This is a genomic window from Corallococcus sp. 4LFB (assembly GCF_046520365.1).
Lineage (GTDB): Bacteria > Myxococcota > Myxococcia > Myxococcales > Myxococcaceae > Corallococcus > Corallococcus caeni.
The window spans coordinates 1-4,122 of the sequence record NZ_JBKGHJ010000627.1; the positions used below are offsets into that span (position 1 = coordinate 1).

At 72.9% G+C, this 4,122-nt stretch carries 4 protein-coding genes, 1 tRNA gene and 1 pseudogene; 3 read left to right on the forward strand and 3 right to left on the reverse strand.

What is annotated here, in order from left to right; genetic code table 11:
* From ACLEQD_RS38330 to ACLEQD_RS38340, 3 genes and pseudogenes are all read left to right on the forward strand, one after another.
* Positions 1-536: pseudogene (locus ACLEQD_RS38330) on the forward strand (RsmB/NOP family class I SAM-dependent RNA methyltransferase); the annotation flags it as partial.
* Positions 537-596: 60 nt separating this feature from the next.
* Entirely contained in the window at positions 597-995 is a 399-nt protein-coding gene (locus tag ACLEQD_RS38335; protein ID WP_410390795.1) for a hypothetical protein, read from the forward strand.
* A 64-nt stretch (positions 996-1,059) separates the two neighbouring features.
* Positions 1,060-1,132 (forward strand) — tRNA-Ala (locus tag ACLEQD_RS38340).
* A gap of 72 nt (positions 1,133-1,204) precedes the next feature.
* On the opposite strand, the gene ACLEQD_RS38345 is transcribed toward ACLEQD_RS38340, so the two are convergent.
* The 3 genes from ACLEQD_RS38345 to ACLEQD_RS38355 form a co-directional block, all read right to left on the reverse strand.
* On the reverse strand, positions 1,205-1,399 hold the full coding sequence (locus tag ACLEQD_RS38345) for a sensor histidine kinase (RefSeq protein ID WP_410390796.1): 195 nt from the start codon (positions 1,397-1,399) through the stop codon (positions 1,205-1,207).
* Positions 1,312-1,965, reverse strand: coding sequence for a sensor histidine kinase (locus ACLEQD_RS38350; protein WP_410390797.1), 654 nt, complete (start codon positions 1,963-1,965; stop codon positions 1,312-1,314). The genes ACLEQD_RS38345 and ACLEQD_RS38350 overlap by 88 nt, the downstream gene beginning before the upstream one ends.
* Positions 1,959-4,122: PAS domain S-box protein (locus ACLEQD_RS38355; protein WP_410390798.1), on the reverse strand; the 2,164-nt coding region annotated here is incomplete at its 5' end. The genes ACLEQD_RS38355 and ACLEQD_RS38350, both read right to left, overlap by 7 nt.

Below are 4,122 nucleotides of genomic sequence, written 5' to 3' on the forward strand. Positions count from 1 at the left end.
CCGGCGGCAAGACGCTGGGGCTCGCGGACCTGGTGGGCGCGAAGGGGAAGGTGCTGGCGGGAGACCGCTCCAAGCGGCGGCTCGCGGACGCGCGCGACCGGGTGCGCGAGTTCGGCCTCAAGCAGGTGGCGTTCCCGCACCCGGTGCCGCTGGACGCGGTGGACGTGGTGCTGGTGGACGCGCCGTGCAGCGGCACGGGGTCCCTGGCGCGCGAGCCGGATCAGAAGTGGAAGCTGTCCGCGAAGGCCATCGCGGAGTTCCAGGCCACGCAGTCCGCGCTGCTGGCGGAGGTGGCCGCCCAGGTGAAGCCCGGGGCGCGCATCGTCTACGCCACGTGCTCCGTGCTCCCGGAGGAGAACGACGCGGTGGTGGAGGCCTTCCTCCGAAAGCACCCGGGCTTCGCCCTGGAGCCGGTGGGGGAGGGGTGGCCCGCGGAGCTCCAGGTGGGGGTGGACGGCCCCTACCTGCGCGCCCTGCCACCCCGGGTCCCCGGCGGGGGCTTCTTCGCCGCCCGGCTGGTCCGCGAGGCGGGTTGACAGTCGCCGAGCCGCCACGCTACGCACGAACGACCTTCTCCTCTCCCGAGGGTGACAGCCGTGGCGGCAGATCCGAAGCAGACCGAAGTGATGCGGCAGATCAACGAAGCCTTCCAGGCGGCCGAGGCCAAGCTGGCAAGGCTGCGGGAGGCCGTTGAGCGCAACACGGAGCTGGCGCGGGCCAACGGCAAGGCCGCCTTCCTCAAGGACAAGAAGGAGCAGACCCACCGCGAGCTGGGCGAGGCCGTCTGGCAGGCCGTTCAGGCAGGCCGGCTGGAGCTGCCCCCGAACTTCGCCCGGTTGCTCCAGTCCATCGCGGCGGCGGAGAAGGCGGCGTCGGACCACGCCGCGTCCCTCACCGACCTGCTCCGGGAAGGAGAAGAAGTGGCGGACCGTTTGAAGGTAAAAACCGTCGCGAAGCCGCAAAAAGTTGTGGCGTCGGGAACGAAGAAGCCGTAGAAGTCGCGCCGCCTCACGGCACGGACCGCCCCCCACGGCGGGCCGGGCAGCACGCAGCAAAGAAGGGGCTATAGCTCAGCTGGGAGAGCGCTTGAATGGCATTCAAGAGGTCACCGGTTCGATCCCGGTTAGCTCCACACTGAAGTGAGAGAGGCCCGCGAGAGAAATCTCGCGGGCCTTTTGCTTTGGGGGCGCTGCCCCGGCGGGCGCTACGGCATCGCCGGGACGTGGCGGGGCAGCCGCACGGTGAACGTGGTGCCCGCCTCGGCGGTGGACGTCACGGTGACGGTGCCGCCGTGGGCCTCCACCAGCTGCTTCACGATGTAGAGCCCCAGCCCGATGCTCCGGCTGCCGTGGTCCACCTCGCCGCTGGCGCGCTGCAGCGGCTGGAAGAGCAGGCCCATCCGCTCCGGGGGGATGGGGCCCCCGCGTTGTGGATGGACAGCGTCACGGCGTCGTCCGTGCCGAGGGTCTCCACGAGGACGGCGGTGTCCCGGGGGCTGTACCTCAGCGCGTTGGTCACCAGGTTCTGGGCCATCTGCCCCAGCCGGTCCGGATCCCACTCGCCCAGGCCGCTGCCGCCGCGGCGCCGGCGGATCTCCCGGTCCGGGTGCGTGGCTTCAATCTCCTCCAGCACCCCGTCGATGAGCTCGTGCAGGTCCGACGGGCGGCGCTGGATGCGCAGCCCGCCGCCCAGGCGCGCCTGGGTGAAGTCGAGCAGGTCGCGGATCATCCGGTGGGCCCGCTCCGCGGCGGATTGGATCCGGCTGACGGCCTTGGTGCTGCGCTCGTCCAGCTCCTCGCGGCGCATCAGGCTGGCGGCGCCCAGGAGGATGGCGCTCACGGGGTTGCGCAGGTCGTGGCTCACGATGCCAATGAGCTGCTGTTCGAAGTCCGCGCGCTGCTGCTGCTGGGCCTGGGCCTGGCGCAGCTCGTGGACGTCCATGGACGTGCCCACCCACTTCACCACCCGGCCCTCCGCGTCGCGGACGGCAGGGCACGCACCAGGTGCCAGCGGTACTGGCCGTCCCGGTAGAGCACCCGGTGCTCGGACTGGAAGCGCCCGCCGCGCTCCAGCGCCTCCATCCAGAGCCTGCCGCTGGTGGCCATGTCGTCGGGGTGGACGATGCGCCGGTAGCCCCGGTCCAGCAGCGCCTCCGCGCTCAGGCCGGTCTGCTCCGGCAGCACGTTGTTCACATAGGTGAACGACCCGTCCGGGGCGGTGACGAAGACGGCCTCGGGCAGCGCCTCCGCGAGCGTGCGGAACTCCTCCTCGCTGCGGCGCAGGGCGTCGTCCGCGGCCTTGCGCAGCGTGACGTCCTGCATGGCGCCCACCATGCGGATGGCCGTGCCCGTGGCGTCGCGCACCACCCAGCCCCGGTCCTCCACCTGGGCATAGGTGCCGTCCTGCCGGCGGAAGCGGTACTCGGCGCGCCAGTCGCTGCCCTCGGGCGCGTCCGCGATGGCGTGGAGGCTCTGGACGGCCTGCTCGCGGTCCTCCGGGTGGACGGCGTCCGTCCACCAGTCCAACCCGGGGCGCACCGCGTCCAGCGCGTAGCCGAAGAGCGTGTGGATGCCCTCGCTCCAGGACAGCTGCTGGGTGCGGAGGTCCAGGTCCCAGACGGCGTCCTTCGTGGCCCGGGTGGCCAGCCGGTAGCGCGTCTCCGACAGCTTGAGCGCCTGGACCAGCTCCTCGCGCTGGGCGCGGGCCCGCGCGGCGTTGACCGTCCCCTCCAGGCGGGCCACCAGCTCGCGCACGCCGAAGGGCTTCACCAGGTAGTCGTCCGCGCCGGCGTTGAGGCCCTCCACCTTCGCCTCCTCGCCCGCGCGCGCGGACAGGAGGATGACGGGGACGTGGGCGGTGCGCGGATCCGCCTTCAGCTCCCGCATGAGCGCGAAGCCGTCCAGCTCCGGCATCATCACGTCCGACAGCACCACGTCCGGCGGATGCTCCCGCGCCACGTCCAGCGCCGTGCGGCCGTCCGCCACCGCCGTCACCGTGAAGCGGCCCTCCAGCGACCGCCGCACGTAGTCGCGCAGGTCCGCGGTGTCTTCCGCCAGGAGCACGTGGCCCCGCATGCGTCCCGGGGGCGCCTTCGGCACGGGCGCGGGCAGGTCCTCCGAGGCCCCCGGCAGCCACCGCGCCGCCTCCTGGACGAAGGACTCCGGCTTCGGGGCGCGGGCGTCGTCCCGCGCGGGCTCCCGCCGCAGCTGCTCGGGCGGCAGGTGCGCCGTGCCTTGCGCAGCGACACCGTGAAGGTGCTGCCCACCTCCGGGACCGCTCTGGGCGGAGATGTGGCCGCCGTGCAGCTCCACCAGCTCGCGCACGAGCGCCAGCCCGATGCCGCTCCCCTCGTAGCCCCGGCCCCGCGCGCCCTCCACCCGGTGGAAGCGCTCGAAGACGCGGGGCAGCTCGTGCGCGGGGATGCCCGTGCCGGTGTCGCTGACGGACAGCTCCACCCGGTCGCCCAGCTCGCGCAGCCGGACGGTGAGGGTGCCCTGGAAGGTGAACTTGAAGGCGTTGGAGAGGAGGTTGAGGACGACCTTCTCCCAGAGCTCGCGGTCCACCCAGACGGGGGCGGACAGGGGAGGGCAGTCCACCTGGAGCCGCAGCCCCGCCTTCGTCACCAGCGACTCGAACGTGCTCGCGAGCCCCGCGGTGAAGGGCCCCAGGTCCGTGGGCTCGAAGGTGGCCCGCGGGCGGCCCGCCTCCAGGCGGCTGAAGTCGAGCAGGCTGTTGACCAGCTTGAGCAGCCGCTGGCTGTTGCGCAGCACCAGCTCCAGCCGCTCCCGGTGCCGGGCGTCCAGGGGGCGCTCCGGATCCGTGAGCACGTCCCCCAGCGGCCCCAGCATCAGCGTCAGCGGCGTGCGGAACTCGTGGCTGATGTTGGAGAAGAAGGCCGTCTTCGCGCGGTCCAGCTCCGCCAGCGCCTCCGCCTGCCGCCGCGCGTCCTCGTACGCGCGGGCCCCGGCGATGGCCGCGCCCAGCCCGCCCGCGACCAGCTCCAGGAACGACAGGTACGAGGCATCCGCCGGCAACCGGGGGGACAGGCCCAGCACGAGCAGGCCCGCCGGGTTCGACTCGCCGGAGCGGGCCACGGGCAGGACGAGCGCGGAGCCAGGCTGC

Excerpts from the sequence above, each read along its gene's own strand:
- ACLEQD_RS38345 (WP_410390796.1), bottom strand. The coding sequence starts at position 1,399 with ATGGGCCTGCTCTTCCAGCCGCTGCAGCGCGCCAGCGGCGAGGTGGAC.